The following is a 15,426-nucleotide window of genomic DNA, read 5'->3' on the forward strand; positions in this document are numbered from 1 at the left end:
GGCGAAATGGCCAATTTCCGGGGTTCGGGCCGGTTTCAGCGCTGGATGCGGACCAGCTCCAGAACCTCGTTTCCGCCGGAAACGATGCCTCGCTGGTACGCGGCTTCGAAGCGGACGACGCGGCGCAACTCGGGGCTGTAGAGGGCGGCCCCGGAGAAGCGGACGCTGCCGCTGGCGAGCGGTGCGCTCATGCTGGAGGCATAGATCCAGCCTTCGTACCCGATGCTGAGCACTTGGAGCTCGACCCCGTCCACGCGTACCGAGCGCTCTCCGCCCACCGTGGCGACGAGCTCATAGCGCTGGTTTTCGCCGGCGGACGCGTAGTTCGCCTGCCAGCGCATGCCGGGCAGCAGATTGTTGCGCGCCCACCCGCCTGGCGGCGAGGACGAGTCGAACAGCCCGCCGGCCGGCGACGTGACCGACACCACTTGCCCGTCGGTCTTCTCGACCTTGCCGCCACCGTTGAAGACAATTTCGTCCCCGTTGATCCGGTCCACCCGGTAGATCACCGTCGCGCGGGTGCCTGTGAGCTTGTCGGTGCGCACGTATTCGAGCGCATCGCCGGCGCGCAGCGGTTCGTTCAGGGCGACGCTGCTGCCGGCCCCCCGGCGGGCGCTGCCCGCGGGCTCGCTGGCCCGGGCCTCCAGCATCGCCTTCGCACGCACAGGCAATTCCGCCAGGAACTCGACCGGCATCGCGAAATTCAGGCTGCCGCCGTCGCGCGCGGCAAAGGTGGTGATTCCGAGCAAGCGCCCTTCGCTGTCGAACAGGCCTCCGCCGCTCGAGCCCGGCGAGATGGCCGCCGTCGTCTGCAACAGCCGCGCTTCAGGCTCGCCGGCGCCACCACCACCGGTGCCGCCGCGCAGCCCCGACAGGATGCCCTCGCTGAGCGTGTTCTCCAGCCCGCGCGGATTGCCGATGGCATACACCCGCTGTCCGACGCGCGCGCTGCCCGCGGGCGCCAGCGCGACCGGGGGCGCCGTGAAATTGGCCACCTTGATCTGGCACAGGTCGCGCGCAGGGTCCGGAAACTCCAGCGTCGCCCCGTAGGTGACGTTGTCCTGCTTGATGACGAAGCTGCTCGCCTTGGCCAGCACGTGGCAGTTGGTGACGAGGCGCCCGGGCGCGATCACCACCGCGCTGCCCGCACGCAAGGGCCGCTCCTGCGCGTCGAAGGTGCGAACCGCCCAGACGCTGCCCGACACCTTGCTGAACAGCACTTCCGGCTCCAGCGCGGCGGCCGCGCCCGCCGCGAGGGCCAGGCCCAGGAACGCGGATGCCGCGCGCAGCGGCACGGCCTTCACCGGGCCGCTCATGGCTTGTTCGGCAGCAAGCCGCTCAGGTCGTCCATCGAAACCCGTGTTTCGGCCTTGGGCTGCGGCGCAGGCGGGGCCACCGGAGCGGCCGGCGCCACCACCTTGACCGCAGGCGGCGGCTCCGGTGCCGGCACCACGGGCGCCGGACGCGCCTCCTCGGGCGGCTTCACCGCCACGACCTTGGGCGCCACGGGCGGTGCCGCGGCCATCTCGGTCGTGCCGATCCGGACACCGGCGGTTGGCCCTTCGCCCGTCTGGGCGCTGCGGTCGATGCTTCGCACTTCGCCGAAAATCAGCTGGATCCAGCTCGGATAGTTGTAGCCCGCCGCCGTGCCGGCATCGACCGCCGCGCCGATCAATCCGCCGATCAGGATGTTCCCCGCCATGCCCACGTTGGCGCGCGACACGGCCTGTCCGTTGGCCGGTGCGAAGCCGGGCTGGCTGCATTCGATGTTGAGATTGGCGCTAGAGCGCCTGATCGGCACCGTGTCGCCGGAGCGCATCACCGAGTCGTTGCGGTCGTTGGTGACCAGGCATTTCGCGCCGTCGACCACCTTGCCCGTCGACGTCATGGTCTCGATCTTCACGTTCTGCGTGGTGCCGTGCGTCACCGACGCGCAGCCCGTCAGAATAGACAGAACACCCGTGCAGGCGCACAGGCCCCAAAATCGCCATCCAGCTCCTCGCATCTGCGACGCCCTCTTTTTGTAAATCGATGTTTCGGCGCGAGAGTCTAGCGTCGTCCATCCACTTTTTTCAGGCCCATTCCTCATGTTCAGTTACCGCCACGCCTTCCATGCCGGCAACCACGCCGACGTGCTCAAGCACACGGTGCTGATTGCCACGCTCGACCACCTGCTCGAAAAAGACGCGGCCCTCACGGTCGTCGACACCCACGCCGGCGCCGGCCTGTACCGCCTCGACGGCGACTACGCCGGCACCAGCGGCGAAGCCGCCGAAGGCATCCTTCGCCTTCTTTCGGGCAAGAAAGAGCCCGCCGCGCCCGCAGCAGCAGCAGCAGCACCCGCGGCGAAGTCGGCCGCGAAGAAGGCGGCACCCGCCGCCGAAGCCCCGCTGGCCGACGCCATTGCCCGCTACCTCGGCGTGATCAGCGACTTCAACCCCAAGGGCGGCGCGCGCGTCTACCCGGGTTCGCCGTTCATCATCCAGCATCTGCTGCGCGACCACGACAAGCTCAAGCTGTTCGAGCTGCACCCGACCGACTCGCGCACGCTGAGCGCCAACATCGCGCAGCTCGAAGCCGGCCGCCAGATCGCCGTGCTGCTGGAAGACGGCTTCGGCAGCGCCACCAAGTTCCTGCCGCCGCCCTCGCGCCGCGCGCTGGTGCTGATGGACCCGAGCTATGAGATGAAGACCGACTACGGCCGCGTGCTCGACTTCGCGGCCGAGGCGCTCAAGCGCTTTGCCACCGGCACCTACGCGATCTGGTATCCGATCATTCCGCGCCCCGAGGCGCACGACCTGCCGCGTCGCCTGAAGACGATGGCGACCAAGGCCGGCAAGTCGTGGCTGCATGCCACGCTGACGGTCAAGTCGAGCAAGATCACGAAGGACGCCGCATCGGGCGAAACGCAGCGCCCGGGCCTGCCGGCCAGCGGCATGTTCCTGATCAATCCGCCCTACACGCTGAAGCCGCTGCTCGCCGAAGCGCTGCCACAGCTGGCGGAACGCCTGGGGCAGGACCGCAACGCCACCTTCTCGCTCGAATCGGGCGGCTAGCCCTTTCCCGTTACTTGCGGCGGCGCTGCGGCACGATCACCTTGCGCCGCGCCGGAACCTGCACCCTGGCGCGCTGCTGCGGCTCGGCCGACGCCACCGGCGCCTGCGCGTCGCCCGGCTCCACCGGCAGGCCGCCGCAGCGCATGCCGTCGTGGTCCACCACGGTCAGCGCCACCTGCTTGATGCCCAGGCCGGTCAGGCCGATGCGGTCGGCCGCGGCGCGGCTCAGGTCGATCACGCGGCCCATCGAATAGGGGCCGCGGTCGTTGATGCGCACCAGCACCTCGCTGCCGTTGACGAGGCTGCGCACGCACACGCGCGTGTTGAAGGGCAATGTCTTGTGGGCCGCGGTCATGGCGGTCATGTCGAAGCGTTCGCCGCTGGCGGTCTTGCGCTGGTGGAACTGGATGCCGTACCAGGAAGCGCCGCCGCGCTCGAAGATCTCGCGCGGGCCGTCGTCGCCGGGCACGCCGTCGTCAGGCGTCAGTTCGCCCGTGCCGGACACGGCCAGGTCATAGCGCACCGAGGGCACGCTCGACCGCGCCGCGACGCCCGGCGGCACCGCCAGCGCCCGCGGCAGGGGTTTCAGGCTGCCATCGCCTTCGGCATCGGTGGCGGGCGGCATGGCGCAGCCCACGAGTGCGCAGGTCGCGGCCACGAGGGCCGCGTGCAGCACGCTGCGCAGCGACGCTGCCGTCACCCCGACCGCGCGCCCTCTCAATCCAGGCGCTCCAGCAGAGCCAGCGTCGCGGCCGACTGGTTCATCGTGTAGAAATGCATCGCCGGCGCGCCGCCCTCGGCCAGGCGCGCGCACAGGTCCGTGACCACGTCGAGGCCAAAGGACTTGATCGACGCCGTGTCGTCGCCGAAGCCCTGCAGGCGCAGGCGGATCCAGCGCGGGATCTCGGCGCCGCAGGCGTCCGAGAAGCGCATGAGCTGCGTCGAGCTGGTGATCGGCATGATGCCCGGCACGATGGGCGTGTCGAGCCCCAGCCTGCGCGCGTCGTCGACGAAGCGGAAGTACGCCTCGGGGCTGAAGAAATACTGCGTGATCGCCGAATCGGCGCCCGCCTTCACCTTGGCGGCAAAGGCCTGCAGGTCGGCTTCGGGCGAGCGGGCCTGCGGATGGATCTCGGGGTAGCAGGCCACCTCGATGTGGAAGTCGCGGCCGGTCTCCTCGCGGATGAAGGCGACCAGGTCGCTCGCGTACTGGAACTCGCCGCCGATGCCGTAGCCGCTCGGCAGGTCGCCGCGCAGCGCCACCAGGCGCTTGACGCCCATGGCCTTGAGCTCGGCGAGCTGCTCGCGCACCGTGGCGCGCGTGGCGCCGATGCACGAGAAGTGGCTCGCCGCGTCCACGCCCTCGGACAGGATCTCCTGCACCGCACCGAAGGTGCCCTGGTGCGTGGAGCCGCCAGCGCCGTAGGTGACCGAGCAGAACTGCGGCTTGCGCGCATACAGCTGCTGGCGCACGGCGCGCAGCTTGACCGCGCCTTCGGGCGTCTTGGTCGGGAAGAATTCGAAACTCAGCGGAAGGCGCACCTGCGTCTCCTTAGGAACCGTCCGCGTGAACAGCGCGCACGGCGTGAATGAAAAACTCGCGGTTGCCGTCGCCGCCGGCGATCGGGCTGTCGAACCACTGCAGCACGCGCAGGCCGAGGGCCTCGCAGGCGTCGCGCAGGCGCTTCTCGACCACCGCATACATGGACTCGTCGCGCACGATGCCGCCCTTGCCGACCTGGCCCGGCTGCAGTTCGAACTGCGGCTTGACCAGCATCAGCAGGCGGCCGTCGTCCGCCAGGAACTCGACCACCGCCGGCAGCACCAGCGTGAGCGAGATGAACGACAGGTCGCCCACGATCAGGTCGAAGCGCGACTCGCCCTCTTCGCCGAGGTCCTCGGGCGACAGCGCGCGCGCATTGACGCCCTCGATGGGCACCACGCGCTCGTCCTCGCGCAGCTTCGCGTGCAGCTGCCCGTGGCCGACGTCGACGCCCACCACCTTGGTGGCGCCGCGCTGCAGCAGGCAGTCGGTGAAGCCGCCGGTCGACTGGCCCACGTCGAGGCACAGCTTGCCGGCCGGATCGACGCCGCTCGCGGCCAGCGCGCCTTCGAGCTTGAGGCCGCCGCGCGACACATAGCGCGCCTCGGCCGCGTCGACCAGCTCGAGCTCGGCCGACTCGGGCACTTCGTCCTTGTTCTTGGCGACGTTGCGCCACGCGTCGCTCGTGCCCGCGTCGCGCCACCGCATGCCGCCGGCGATGAGCCGCACGGCCTGGGAACGCGACGCGGCCAGGCCGCGCTCCACCAGCAATTGATCGGCGCGCATGCGCTGTCGATCAGTAGCGGTACGTGTCCGGCTTGTACGGACCGTTCTTGTCCACGCCGATGTAGGCGGCCTGCGCGTCGGTCAGCTCGGTGAGCATGGCGCCGACCTTCTTCAGGTGCAGGCGAGCGACCTTCTCGTCGAGGTGCTTGGGCAGCACGTAGACCTTGCCGGCCTCGTAGGCGTCGGGCTTGGTGAACAGCTCGATCTGGGCGATGGTCTGGTTCGCGAACGACGACGACATCACGAAGCTCGGGTGGCCCGTGCCGCAGCCCAGGTTCACGAGGCGGCCCTTGGCCAGCAGGATGATCTTCTTGCCGTCCGGGAAGGTGATGTGGTCGACCTGCGGCTTGATTTCTTCCCACTCGTACTTCTCGATCGAAGCGACGTCGATCTCGTTGTCGAAGTGGCCGATGTTGCAGACGATGGCCTGGTCCTTCATGGCGGCCATGTGCTCGTGGCGGATCACGTCGCGGTTGCCGGTGGTGGTCACGAAGATGTCGGCCTTGTCGGCGGCGTATTCCATCGTCACGACCTTGTAGCCTTCCATGGCGGCCTGCAGGGCGTTGATGGGGTCGATTTCAGTCACCCACACCTGCGCCGACAGCGCGCGCAGGGCCTGGGCCGAGCCCTTGCCCACGTCGCCGTAGCCGGCCACCAGTGCCACCTTGCCGGCGATCATCACGTCGGTCGCGCGCTTGATGCCGTCCACCAGCGACTCGCGGCAGCCGTACAGGTTGTCGAACTTGCTCTTGGTGACCGAGTCGTTCACGTTGATGGCGCGGAACAGCAGCGTGCCCTTGGCCGACATTTCGTTAAGGCGGTGCACGCCGGTGGTCGTTTCCTCGGTCACGCCGATGATCTCGGCGGACTTGCGGGTGTACCAGGTCGGATCGACGGCCAGCTTGGCCTTGATGGCGGCGTACAGGATGCGTTCTTCTTCGCTGGTCGGGTTGGCCAGCACGCTCTGGTCTTTTTCGGCGCGCTGGCCCAGGTGCATCAGCAGCGTGGCGTCGCCGCCGTCGTCCAGGATCATGTTCGGGCCTTCGCCCTTCGAGCCCTTGGGACCGAAGTCGAAGATGGCGTGGGTGTAGTCCCAGTAGTCCTTCAGCGACTCGCCCTTGATGGCGAACACCGGCGTGCCCTTTTCGGCGATGGCGGCGGCGGCGTGGTCCTGCGTCGAGAAGATGTTGCACGAGGCCCAGCGCACTTCGGCGCCCAGGGCTTGCAGCGTCTCGATCAGCACGGCCGTCTGGATGGTCATGTGCAGCGAGCCGGTGATGCGCGCGCCCTTGAGCGCCTGGCCCTTCGCGAACTCCTCGCGGATGGCCATCAGGCCGGGCATTTCGGTTTCCGCGATGCGGATTTCCTTGCGGCCCCAGGCAGCGAGGGACAGGTCGGCGATCGCCTGGTCGGCGGTCGAGACGGGGGTGGGCTTGAGAACAGCGCTCATGAGAACTCCAACAAAACTGGTTTGAAAGATGCCACTGCGTTCGGGGAAAAGGACTCACCGCGAGAACAGCGGGTGAGCGTGGTTGCGATGTGGATCCGAGCCTCACGCCTGGCGGCGCTGCAACGCTCCTCGGGACGGGGCATTGTAGACGGGGCGAACAGCCGCGCCAACCTCGGGGATTTGCGCGCATTTCGAGCGTCTTCTGCCCTCTTCGGCTGACATTTGAGACGCGCGGCGCGTCGCCCGCTCCCGGGGCCGCATGCCGCAACGCCGGCATGCGGCCCTTGCTCATTCAGTCCTAAGTCGGCCGCCAGCAGATTCCGGCGCGGCGGCGTACATTGCCCCGACTCCCACTCCGCCGAAAGCACCCATGCAGATCTTCCTGTCCCACAACCGCCGGGCGCTGCTCGCCGCCACGGTCCTCAGCCTGGGCTTCGCCGCGCTGCCGACCGGCGCAGCCGCCCAGACTTCCGACCCCGTGCGCATCCGCGGCACCATCGTCCGCGTCGACGCGAAGACCCTCGTCGTGCAGGACCGCGGCGGCGAGGTCGTCTCGCTCGCGCGGCCGGCCGACATGCCGGTGTCGGAGGTCTACCGCATCAAGCTGTCCGACATCAAGCGCGGCAGCTTCGTGGGCACGGCCGCCATGCCGCAGGCCGACGGTACGCAGAAGGCGATCGAAGTGGTGGTGTTTCCCGAGGCCGCACGCGGCACCGGCGAAGGCCACCGCCCCTGGGACCTGCTGCCCGAGAGCACCATGACCAACGCCACCGTGGCCGACCTGGCCGCGGCGCCGAAGTCGGTGCGCGGCGGCCAGCAGATGCGGCTGACCTACAAGGGCGGCGAGAAGACCGTCATCGTGCCGCCCAATGTGCCGGTGGTCACGTTCCGGCCCGGCACTGAGGCGCTGCTGGTGCCCGGCGCCAAGGTGATGGTGAACGCGCAGGAAAAGAACGGCACGCCCACGGCGCTGCGCGTGACCGCGGGCCGCAACGGCTTCGCGCCTCCGATGTAATCCATCCAAGGGAAATCCCGCAGGCATTTTTTTCGTGGCGGCATGCCGGTGCGGCGTATCGTGGCGATGGACTTTTGCCGTCCGGCCGGTCCTCGCCATCCATCCGTTCACCGTCACAGGAGATTCCGCACCATGGCCACAGCCAAGAAAGCCGCCGCCAAGAAGACCACCGCCAGCAGTAGCAGCAGCGACAGCACCGCCAGCGCGAAGAAGGCAGCGCCGACTGCCGCGGACATGCTCAATCCGCTGAAGGGCATGGCCGACCGGCTGCAGGACCTCAACCTGACCGGTGGCGCCGGCAAGCTGCTGGAAAGCGGCCGCAAGGACCTGGCGGCCCTGATGCAGGCCAACGAGAAGTCCTACCAGGGCCTGCAGACCGTGGTGCAGCGGCAGACCGAGATGATCAAGCACGCCATCACCGAATGGCAGACCGCCGCCAAGGAAATGCCGGGCAAGGATGCGAAGGAAAACCTCGCCAGGCTCGACGAGCTCGGGCGCCAGTCGTTCCAGCGCGCCATCGACGACATCAAGGAGCTGGCCAACCTCGCCGCCAAGTCGCAGGCCGACGCCTTCGACGTGGTGCGCCAGCGCATCCAGTCCAACGTGGACGAGGTCACGAAGATGCTGCAGCGCAAGTAAGGAAGCACCGGCGTTCGCGGGGCGCTTTGCGCCAGCCGGCGGGCGGAAATCCCCGGCCTTCTAAAATCGCGGCATTCCCCTGCCCGATTGCCCACCTTGTCTTTTGTTGCCGAAACCCGCCGCCGTCGCACCTTCGCGATCATTTCCCACCCTGACGCCGGCAAGACCACGCTGACCGAGAAGCTGCTGCTTTTCTCGGGCGCGATCCAGATCGCCGGCTCGGTGAAGGCGCGCAAGGCCTCGCGCCACGCCACCTCCGACTGGATGGAAATCGAAAAGCAGCGCGGCATCTCGGTGGCCTCGTCGGTCATGCAGATGCTGTACCGCGACCACGTCATCAACCTGCTCGACACGCCCGGCCACAAGGACTTCTCGGAAGACACCTACCGCGTGCTCACCGCCGTCGACTCGGCGCTGATGGTGATCGACGCGGCCAACGGCGTGGAAGCGCAGACGCGGCGGCTGATCGAGGTCTGCCGCCAGCGCGACACGCCCATCATCACCTTCGTCAACAAGATGGACCGCGAAGTGCGCGAGCCGCTGGACATCCTGGACGAGGTGGAGCGCGAACTCGGCATGCCCTGCGTGCCCATGACCTGGCCCGTGGGCCAGGGCAAGACTTTCCGCGGGATCATGAACCTGCGCACGCAGGCCATGACGGTGTTCGAGTCGGGCAGCGAGCGGCTGCCGCAGGACTTCGAGACCATTCCGCTGAGCGAGCGCGACACGCTCGCCAAGCGCTTCGGCGCCGACTTCGAGACCGCCATGGAAAGCATGGAGCTGGCCACCGGCGCATCGCCCACCTGGGACCGCGAAGCCTTCCTGGCCGGCAAGCAGACGCCCGTGTTCTTCGGCTCCGGCGTGAACAACTTCGGCGTGATGGAAGTGCTGGACGCGCTGGTCGACCTGGCGCCTTCGCCGCAGTCGCGCACCAGCACCACCATGGTCAACCGCCAGCCGGTGGTGAAAGAGATCCAGCCCGAGGACAAGGATTTCGCGGGCGTGGTCTTCAAGGTGCAGGCCAACATGGACGCCAACCACCGCGACCGCATCGCCTTCGTGCGCATGGCCTCGGGCAAGTACACGCCGGGCATGAAGCTCAAGGTGCAGCGCACCGCCAAGGAACTGCGCCCCACCAGCGTGGTGACCTTCATGAGCCAGCGGCGCGAGGCGGTGGAAGAGGCCTATGCGGGCGACATCGTGGGCTTCACCACCCATGGCGGCGTGCAGCTGGGCGACACCATCACCGACGGCGCGAGCCTGCAGTTCACCGGCCTGCCGTTCTTCGCGCCCGAGCTGTTCATGACCGTGATCCTGAAGAACCCGCTGCGTACCAAGCAGCTCCAGCAGGGCCTGGCCCAGCTCGGCGAAGAGGGCGCGATCCAGGTGTTCCGCCCCGAGATCGGCGGCCCGATGCTGCTGGGCGCCGTCGGCCAGCTGCAGTTCGAAGTGGTGCAGCACCGCCTGAAGGCCGAGTACGACGCCGACGTGCGGCTCGAAGGCTGCCAGTACACCGGCGCGCGCTGGATCACCGCCGACACCCAGGCCGAGCTGCGCGAGTTCGTCAATGCCTATCCGCAGCGCATGGCGAAGGACGCCGCGGACACACTGGCTTTCTTGTGCACCTCGCCGTACGACGTGCGGCTGGCGCAGGAGCGCTTTCCGAAGATCCACTTCCATCCGCTGCGCGAGCATGCGGGGTTGGCGCTGCAGAGCGCGGGCTGAGCGCCCGGACGGGATCAGCTCCCGGTAGAAGCATAGTGGCGCAACCCGAAGCGCCACACGCCGAAAGCCGCCGCGAGGAACACGAAGCCCGCGAGCGGCGACACCAGCCCCGTCCACGCGGGCGCCCCGAGCGGATCGGGCTTGCCCAGGATCGCCAGCGCCGGGTAGTACGCCACGCAGGCCAGCGGCACGATGAATGTCAGCACGCGCCGGAACCACTGCGCATACAGCGCCAGCGGATATTGCGCGGCCTGTACGCCGCCGTAGGTCAGCACGTTGGCGATCTCCAGGCTTTCGACGGTCCAGAACGACAGCGTGCCCTGCAGCACCAGGATGCCGAGGAACAGCGCTGCGCCGCCGGCCAGCGCGAAGAGCGCGATGCCCACGGCGCCCGGCGTCCACGCGATGTCGGCCTGCACCGTCGCGAACACGAGCACCAGAATGCCTTGCAGCAGCCGGCCCGCGCGGCTGATGCGGAAGTCGTGCCCCATCAGTTGCAATGCCACGGGGCGCGGGCGCAGCAGCAGACGGTCGAAGGCGCCGGTGCGCAGGAACTCGGTGCCGAGCGTGTCGAAGCCGCGCCCCAGCGCGTCGGCCACGGCGAACATGCAGTTCACGAGCCCGTAGAACAGCGCCACTTCGCCCAGCTGCCAGCCCTGCACTTCACCGAAGCGATGGAACAGCGCCCACACTGCGATGACCTCGATGCCGGTGCCCAGGAACTGGCCTGTGGTCAGCATCAGCGCGGAGGCTGGATAGCGCGCCTGGCCGCTGAGGGAGGCGGCGATGAGCCTTATGAGGAGGCGGAGCGATCTCATTTGTTCAGTGGCTCCGAATTGTTTTGCGTGCGCTGTGGGTGCGTGCACAGGCCACCGGGTAGCTCCCTCCGCGAATGTCCCCCGCCCTGCGGGCTCCTCCTTTATTTCGCTGCGGGAGCCACCCGGCGCCCTGTGCACAACGAGCGCTGCTCTCGTGCTGGCTGATCAACCGGTGCTCTGAGCGATCACGCCGGCTGGGTGCTCTGCGCAGCGAAATAAAGGAGGAGGCCGCAGGCCGGGGGACATTCGCGGAGCAGAGTACCCAGGCGGCGTGATCGCACCCCGAAAGCATCGAACACCCAGTCAAGAACTCAACCACCCTGCACCTCCAGCCGCCGCATCGTCCGCTGCATCGCCATGCGGCCGAACACGACCAGCACCACGATCCAGAAAGACTGCAGGCCCAGCCCCAGCATGGCCTGCCAGCCGCTCATCAACCCGAAGTAGAGCCGCGCGGGAATGTCGACCACGCCCGCGAACGGCTGCAGCAGCAGCGCCGTCTGCCATGCGTCGGGCAACAGCACCAGCGGCAGCAGGTTTCCAGAGAACACGATGACCACCGGCCCCGCCAGCGCATTGATGCCACGCTCGTTGAGCGCCGCGGTCGCCGCGATGTTGAGCAGCATGACCATCGACGTGGACAGCAGCAACGCCAGCACCGCGGACGCGAGAAATGAGACAGCTGCCGAAAAACTCGCCGGCGGCTGCCAGGCCCAGTCGCCCAGCCCGGCCAGCGGCAGCGCGATGCCAGCGAAGGCCGCCATCAACGCCACGCGCGGCAACACGCGCGCCGCGATCCAGCCCGCGCTGCGCGCGAACCACAGGGCGTAGGCATCGACAGGCCGAAGGCGGTCGTAGGCCACCGCGCCGGTGCGCACGGCCTGGGCCACCTCCGGGTCGCCGAGCCACGGCACCAGCACCAGCAGGCCCTGCGAAAGCCAGCTGTAGGTGATCGCCTGCGTCAACGACATCGGCGTGCCGGCCATCGACGCGCCGCTGTAGAAGGCGGCCAGCACCATCACCTTGATGCCGCCCCACCAGCACTGCGTGCCGAAGCCCGCGAGCGCGGCCGTGCGGTACTGCAGCATCTGCAGGAAGCGCGAGGCAAAGGCCGCGATGTAGGGGCGCGCGAGTTCGCGCAGGGCCGTCGTCACGCTTCGGCCGCTCCGTGCATCGCGTAGAAGCGCGCGATGACGGCCTCGATGGCCAGGCCTTCGAGGCGGATGTCTTCCACCGCATGGCCGGCCGCGATGCGGGCGATCAGCGCGGGCGCCGTCGTCACCGCCGGGTCGAAGTCGAGCACCAGCGTCTGGCCGTCGCGCGAATGCACCCTGGCGCCTTCCACCTGCGCGGGCAGCGCCGCGTCCTGCGCAAAGTCGACCACCAGTCGGCGCTCGGCCATCACCTGCGCGCGCAGCGCTTCCACCGGACTGTCGGCCAGCACGCGGCCGTGGCCGATGATGATCACGCGCTGCGCCAGCGCCTCGATGTCGTGCATGTCGTGCGTGGTCAGCAGCACGGTGGTGCCGCGCTCCCGGTTGGCGCGGCGCACGAAGTCGCGCACCGCCAGCTTCGACGGCGCGTCGAGCCCGATGGTCGGTTCGTCGAGGAACAGGATGTCGGGTTCGTGCAGCAGCGCCGCCGCGATTTCCGCGCGCATGCGCTGGCCGAGCGACAGCTGCCGCACCGGCTGGTCGAGCACGCGCTCCAGGTGCAGCAGCGCGACCAGCTCGTCGCGCGTGCGGCGGTAGCGCACGGGGTCGACCCGGTAGATGTCGCGCAGCAGGTCGAAGCCGTCGCCCACCGGCAGGTCCCACCACAGTTGCGTGCGCTGGCCGAAAACCACGCCGATGCGCCCCACGTGCCGCTCGCGGTCGGCGAAGGGGTCGCGCCCGTCGATCTCCACGCGCCCGCCGTCTGCCCGCAGGATGCCCGCGAGGATCTTGATGGTGGTCGACTTGCCCGCGCCGTTCGGCCCGATGAAGCCCAGCAGCTCGCCGCGCTCGAGCGAGAACGACACGCCCGACAGCGCCTCCACCGTGCGATGGCGGCGGTGCACGAGGCCGCGCAGCGCGCCCATCACGCCGGGGTCGCGCTCGGAGATGCGGTAGGTCTTGAGGAGGTTGTCGACGAGGATGTGGGGCATGAAGAGCGCCGCACCGGGCTCGATGCGCGGCGGGGGCGGGATGCTACACGAAAAGCGCCGCTACGATCACGCCTCCTCTCATCCTCATCTGCCCCCTCCTGCACGCCATGCCAGCGCCGTCTTCACTGCCCGTTTCGCCGAACCACCTGATGCCTCTGACACGTTGGGAGGCATCCGCGCGCGGCGCGCTGACGGGCGTGTTCACGGACATCGACGACACGCTGACCAGCGAGGGCGCGATCACGCCGGACGCCCTTGAGGCGCTGGCCGACCTCAAGGCCGCGGGCCTCGCGGTGGTTGCCATCACGGGCCGGCCGGTGGGCTGGAGCCTGCCCTTCGTCAATGCCTGGCCGGTGGATGCCATCGTGGCCGAGAACGGCGCGGTGGCGCTGCTGCCGGCCGCGGGCGGGGAAGTCGAGAAGCGCTACCAGCAGGACGCAGCCACGCGCGCCGCCAACTTCGCGCGCATGCAGGCTGTGCTGGCGCGCATCGAGCGCGAGATACCCGGCGCCGCGCGCGCCACCGATTCACCGGGCCGCGAGACCGACATCGCCATCGACCACAGCGAGTTCGTCCAGCTCGACGACGCCACCGTGGCGCGGGTGGTGGCGCTGATGCGCGGCGAAGGCATGCACGCCACCGTGAGCAGCATCCACATCAACGGCTGGTACGGCGACAACGACAAGCTCGAAGGCGCGCGCTGGATCGTGCGCGAGCTGTGGGGCCGCACGCTCGACGACGAGATGGACCGCTGGGCCTACGTGGGCGACTCCACCAACGACCAGTTGATGTTCCGCACCTTCGCGCACAGCATCGGGGTGGCGAATGTGGCGCGCTTCGTGCCGCAGCTGGCGCACCTGCCGCGCTACGTGACGCAGGGAGAGCGCGGCACGGGGTTTGCCGAGGCGGCGCGCGCCGTGCTGGCCGCGCGCCGCGCATAGCCGACGCCGGAGCTCAGGCGCCGGGCGCCTTCCGCAGCACCGCCCAGTAGTTCCATGCGCCGAAGGCGGCAATCAGCAGCAGCACGGCGGCATAGCCTTCCACCGTAGCCAGCAGGCCGAGCGGCTTGACGAGGAAGCCCGCCAGCATCGCCGGCAGGCTGAACGCGAGATAGCTCACCACGAAGATGGCCGCGAACAGTTCGCCGCGCTCGTGCGGCTGCGCCAGCGGCGCCAGCGCCTGCACCAGCGCCGAGAACGCACCGCCGAAGCCCACGCCCGCCACTGCGGTGCCGACGAAGAACAGTGCGAGCGAGCCCGTGGCCAGCGACGCGAGCAGCAGCACCAGCCCGGCCGCGATGCTGGCCATGCCGACGATGGCGGGCCGCGGCGCGGCAAGGCGCCCCAGCAGCGTTGGCGCGATGGCGCCGACACCCGACAGTACCGCCACCGTGAGCCCGTTGACCACGCCGTTGTCGACGCCGAACACGTGCAGCATCAGCGACGGCGCCAGCGAAAGAAACAACCCGCCGAGCGCCCACACCACGACGAACACCGGCAGACCGCGCGCGAACTCGGCGCGCGCCCGCGCCGGGATCGACACGCGCGGCACCAGCGAGGCCCAGGCGCCGGGGCGGCGCGTCACCGTCTCGGGCATCCACAGCACCACTGCCGCGCCGAGCGCGAACACCGCTGCCAGCACGCCGAACACCAGCGCCACGGGCTGGACCGAGAACTTCACCGCCACGCCCGTCAGCAGCGCGCCGAGCGCAAGGCCGGCCATCGGCGACACGCTGGTGATCAGCGCGCCCAGCCGCTTGCGCGATGCCGGCGCGGCCTCGACCACCGCCGCGCTCAGCGCGCCGCTCGCAACGCCCGTGGCCACGCCCTGCACCACGCGCGCGACGATCAGGCCGCCGATGCCCTGCGCCAGCAGGAAGAGCCCCATCGCCACGGCCTGCAGCGCCAGCGCCCCGAGCACCACCGGCCGCCGTCCGATGTGGTCTGACAGCGAGCCCGCCACCAGCAGCGAGATCAGCAGCGCGATGGCGTAGATCGCGAAGGCCACGGTGAGCAACGACGACGAGAAATGCCAGGCGTGCTGGAACACCACGAACAGCGGCGATGGCGCTGCGGCCGCAAAGAAGAAGGCGAACAGCACGGCGGCCAGCAAAGGGAACGCCACGTTCGCAGGCAGCCGCCGGGGCTTGGCGCGGGCGGCGATGCCGGCGGTGGCGGCTGCGAGTTCGGGGCAGGTGGACGGCATGTCGAATCCTTAATGCAACTTTTTTTGCTTTTGTGATTCTAGA

The 15,426-nt window shown here is 69.1% G+C and carries 15 protein-coding genes and 1 riboswitch; of the genes, 5 read left to right on the forward strand and 10 right to left on the reverse strand.

Annotation, left to right across the window (positions count from 1 at the left end; translation table 11 throughout):
- Nucleotides 1-35 precede the first annotated feature (35 nt).
- Together QRN67_RS26120 and QRN67_RS26125 are read right to left on the reverse strand one after the other, a co-directional pair.
- Nucleotides 36-1,316: a S1C family serine protease gene (locus QRN67_RS26120; RefSeq protein WP_285414206.1), complete on the reverse strand. Its 1,281-nt coding sequence runs from the start codon at nucleotides 1,314-1,316 to the stop codon at nucleotides 36-38.
- Nucleotides 1,313-1,927 carry a hypothetical protein gene (locus tag QRN67_RS26125; RefSeq protein WP_285414207.1) on the reverse strand — a complete coding sequence of 205 codons (615 nt, stop codon included), beginning with the start codon at nucleotides 1,925-1,927 and terminating at the stop codon, nucleotides 1,313-1,315. Before QRN67_RS26125 ends, QRN67_RS26120 begins: the two co-directional genes overlap by 4 nt.
- A gap of 160 nt (nucleotides 1,928-2,087) precedes the next feature.
- On the opposite strand from QRN67_RS26125, the gene QRN67_RS26130 reads away from it, so the two are divergent.
- Nucleotides 2,088-3,056, forward strand: coding sequence for a 23S rRNA (adenine(2030)-N(6))-methyltransferase RlmJ (locus tag QRN67_RS26130; RefSeq protein WP_285414208.1), 969 nt, complete (start codon nucleotides 2,088-2,090; stop codon nucleotides 3,054-3,056).
- Nucleotides 3,057-3,066: 10 nt separating this feature from the next.
- Here QRN67_RS26130 and QRN67_RS26135 read toward each other — a convergent pair whose 3' ends face one another.
- From QRN67_RS26135 to ahcY, 4 genes are all read right to left on the reverse strand, one after another.
- Nucleotides 3,067-3,681: a septal ring lytic transglycosylase RlpA family protein gene (locus tag QRN67_RS26135; protein WP_285414284.1), complete on the reverse strand. Its 615-nt coding sequence runs from the start codon at nucleotides 3,679-3,681 to the stop codon at nucleotides 3,067-3,069.
- 92 nt (nucleotides 3,682-3,773) lie between these two features.
- Entirely contained in the window at nucleotides 3,774-4,598 is an 825-nt protein-coding gene (gene metF, locus QRN67_RS26140) for a methylenetetrahydrofolate reductase [NAD(P)H] (RefSeq protein ID WP_081269685.1), read from the reverse strand.
- Between the two features lie 10 nt (nucleotides 4,599-4,608).
- The gene (locus QRN67_RS26145) at nucleotides 4,609-5,385 is read right to left on the reverse strand and encodes a TlyA family RNA methyltransferase (protein WP_285414209.1); all 777 of its coding nucleotides are present in this window, start codon (nucleotides 5,383-5,385) and stop codon (nucleotides 4,609-4,611) included.
- Nucleotides 5,386-5,395: 10 nt separating this feature from the next.
- Entirely contained in the window at nucleotides 5,396-6,835 is a 1,440-nt protein-coding gene (ahcY, locus tag QRN67_RS26150) for an adenosylhomocysteinase (protein WP_081269683.1), read from the reverse strand.
- Between the two features lie 67 nt (nucleotides 6,836-6,902).
- Nucleotides 6,903-6,972: riboswitch (S-adenosyl-L-homocysteine riboswitch) on the reverse strand.
- 233 nt (nucleotides 6,973-7,205) lie between these two features.
- Between ahcY and QRN67_RS26155 the strand changes: the two genes are divergently transcribed.
- From QRN67_RS26155 to QRN67_RS26165, 3 genes are all read left to right on the forward strand, one after another.
- Nucleotides 7,206-7,850, forward strand: a complete 645-nt coding sequence (locus QRN67_RS26155; protein ID WP_285414210.1) for a hypothetical protein — start codon at nucleotides 7,206-7,208, stop codon at nucleotides 7,848-7,850.
- Nucleotides 7,851-7,982: 132 nt separating this feature from the next.
- Complete coding sequence (gene phaP / locus QRN67_RS26160; RefSeq protein WP_285414211.1) at nucleotides 7,983-8,489, forward strand: TIGR01841 family phasin; 507 nt, start codon at nucleotides 7,983-7,985, stop codon at nucleotides 8,487-8,489.
- A gap of 96 nt (nucleotides 8,490-8,585) precedes the next feature.
- Nucleotides 8,586-10,214 (forward strand): peptide chain release factor 3, encoded by a 1,629-nt coding sequence (locus tag QRN67_RS26165; RefSeq protein ID WP_285414212.1) that lies wholly within the window; start codon nucleotides 8,586-8,588, stop codon nucleotides 10,212-10,214.
- 14 nt (nucleotides 10,215-10,228) lie between these two features.
- Here QRN67_RS26165 and QRN67_RS26170 read toward each other — a convergent pair whose 3' ends face one another.
- The 3 genes from QRN67_RS26170 to QRN67_RS26180 all read right to left on the reverse strand — a co-directional run bounded on the left by QRN67_RS26170 (nucleotide 10,229) and on the right by QRN67_RS26180 (nucleotide 13,178).
- Nucleotides 10,229-11,032 carry an ABC transporter permease gene (locus tag QRN67_RS26170; protein WP_285414213.1) on the reverse strand — a complete coding sequence of 268 codons (804 nt, stop codon included), beginning with the start codon at nucleotides 11,030-11,032 and terminating at the stop codon, nucleotides 10,229-10,231.
- Between the two features lie 311 nt (nucleotides 11,033-11,343).
- The gene (locus tag QRN67_RS26175; RefSeq protein ID WP_285414285.1) at nucleotides 11,344-12,120 is read right to left on the reverse strand and encodes an ABC transporter permease; all 777 of its coding nucleotides are present in this window, start codon (nucleotides 12,118-12,120) and stop codon (nucleotides 11,344-11,346) included.
- A gap of 62 nt (nucleotides 12,121-12,182) precedes the next feature.
- Entirely contained in the window at nucleotides 12,183-13,178 is a 996-nt protein-coding gene (locus QRN67_RS26180) for an ABC transporter ATP-binding protein (protein ID WP_285414214.1), read from the reverse strand.
- Nucleotides 13,179-13,285: 107 nt separating this feature from the next.
- Here QRN67_RS26180 and QRN67_RS26185 point away from each other — a divergent pair, with 107 nt between their 5' ends.
- Entirely contained in the window at nucleotides 13,286-14,119 is an 834-nt protein-coding gene (locus tag QRN67_RS26185) for an HAD-IIB family hydrolase (protein WP_285414215.1), read from the forward strand.
- A gap of 13 nt (nucleotides 14,120-14,132) precedes the next feature.
- On the opposite strand, the gene QRN67_RS26190 is transcribed toward QRN67_RS26185, so the two are convergent.
- On the reverse strand, nucleotides 14,133-15,383 hold the full coding sequence (locus QRN67_RS26190) for an MFS transporter (RefSeq protein ID WP_285414216.1): 1,251 nt from the start codon (nucleotides 15,381-15,383) through the stop codon (nucleotides 14,133-14,135).
- Nucleotides 15,384-15,426: the final 43 nt, after the last annotated feature.

It is taken from the genome of Variovorax sp. efr-133-TYG-130, assembly GCF_030208835.1.
Lineage (GTDB): Bacteria > Pseudomonadota > Gammaproteobacteria > Burkholderiales > Burkholderiaceae_C > Variovorax.

Coding starts and splice junctions, on each gene's coding strand:
- QRN67_RS26120 (WP_285414206.1), bottom strand. CDS start 1,316: ATGAGCGGCCCGGTGAAGGCCGTGCCGCTGCGCGCGGCATCCGCGTTC.
- QRN67_RS26130 (WP_285414208.1), top strand. CDS start 2,088: ATGTTCAGTTACCGCCACGCCTTCCATGCCGGCAACCACGCCGACGTG.
- QRN67_RS26135 (WP_285414284.1), bottom strand. CDS start 3,681: ATGCCGCCCGCCACCGATGCCGAAGGCGATGGCAGCCTGAAACCCCTG.
- QRN67_RS26145 (WP_285414209.1), bottom strand. CDS start 5,385: ATGCGCGCCGATCAATTGCTGGTGGAGCGCGGCCTGGCCGCGTCGCGT.
- ahcY (WP_081269683.1), bottom strand. CDS start 6,835: ATGAGCGCTGTTCTCAAGCCCACCCCCGTCTCGACCGCCGACCAGGCG.
- QRN67_RS26155 (WP_285414210.1), top strand. CDS start 7,206: ATGCAGATCTTCCTGTCCCACAACCGCCGGGCGCTGCTCGCCGCCACG.
- phaP (WP_285414211.1), top strand. CDS start 7,983: ATGGCCACAGCCAAGAAAGCCGCCGCCAAGAAGACCACCGCCAGCAGT.
- QRN67_RS26170 (WP_285414213.1), bottom strand. CDS start 11,032: ATGAGATCGCTCCGCCTCCTCATAAGGCTCATCGCCGCCTCCCTCAGC.
- QRN67_RS26175 (WP_285414285.1), bottom strand. CDS start 12,120: ATGCTGCAGTACCGCACGGCCGCGCTCGCGGGCTTCGGCACGCAGTGC.
- QRN67_RS26180 (WP_285414214.1), bottom strand. CDS start 13,178: ATGCCCCACATCCTCGTCGACAACCTCCTCAAGACCTACCGCATCTCC.
- QRN67_RS26185 (WP_285414215.1), top strand. CDS start 13,286: ATGCCAGCGCCGTCTTCACTGCCCGTTTCGCCGAACCACCTGATGCCT.
- QRN67_RS26190 (WP_285414216.1), bottom strand. CDS start 15,383: ATGCCGTCCACCTGCCCCGAACTCGCAGCCGCCACCGCCGGCATCGCC.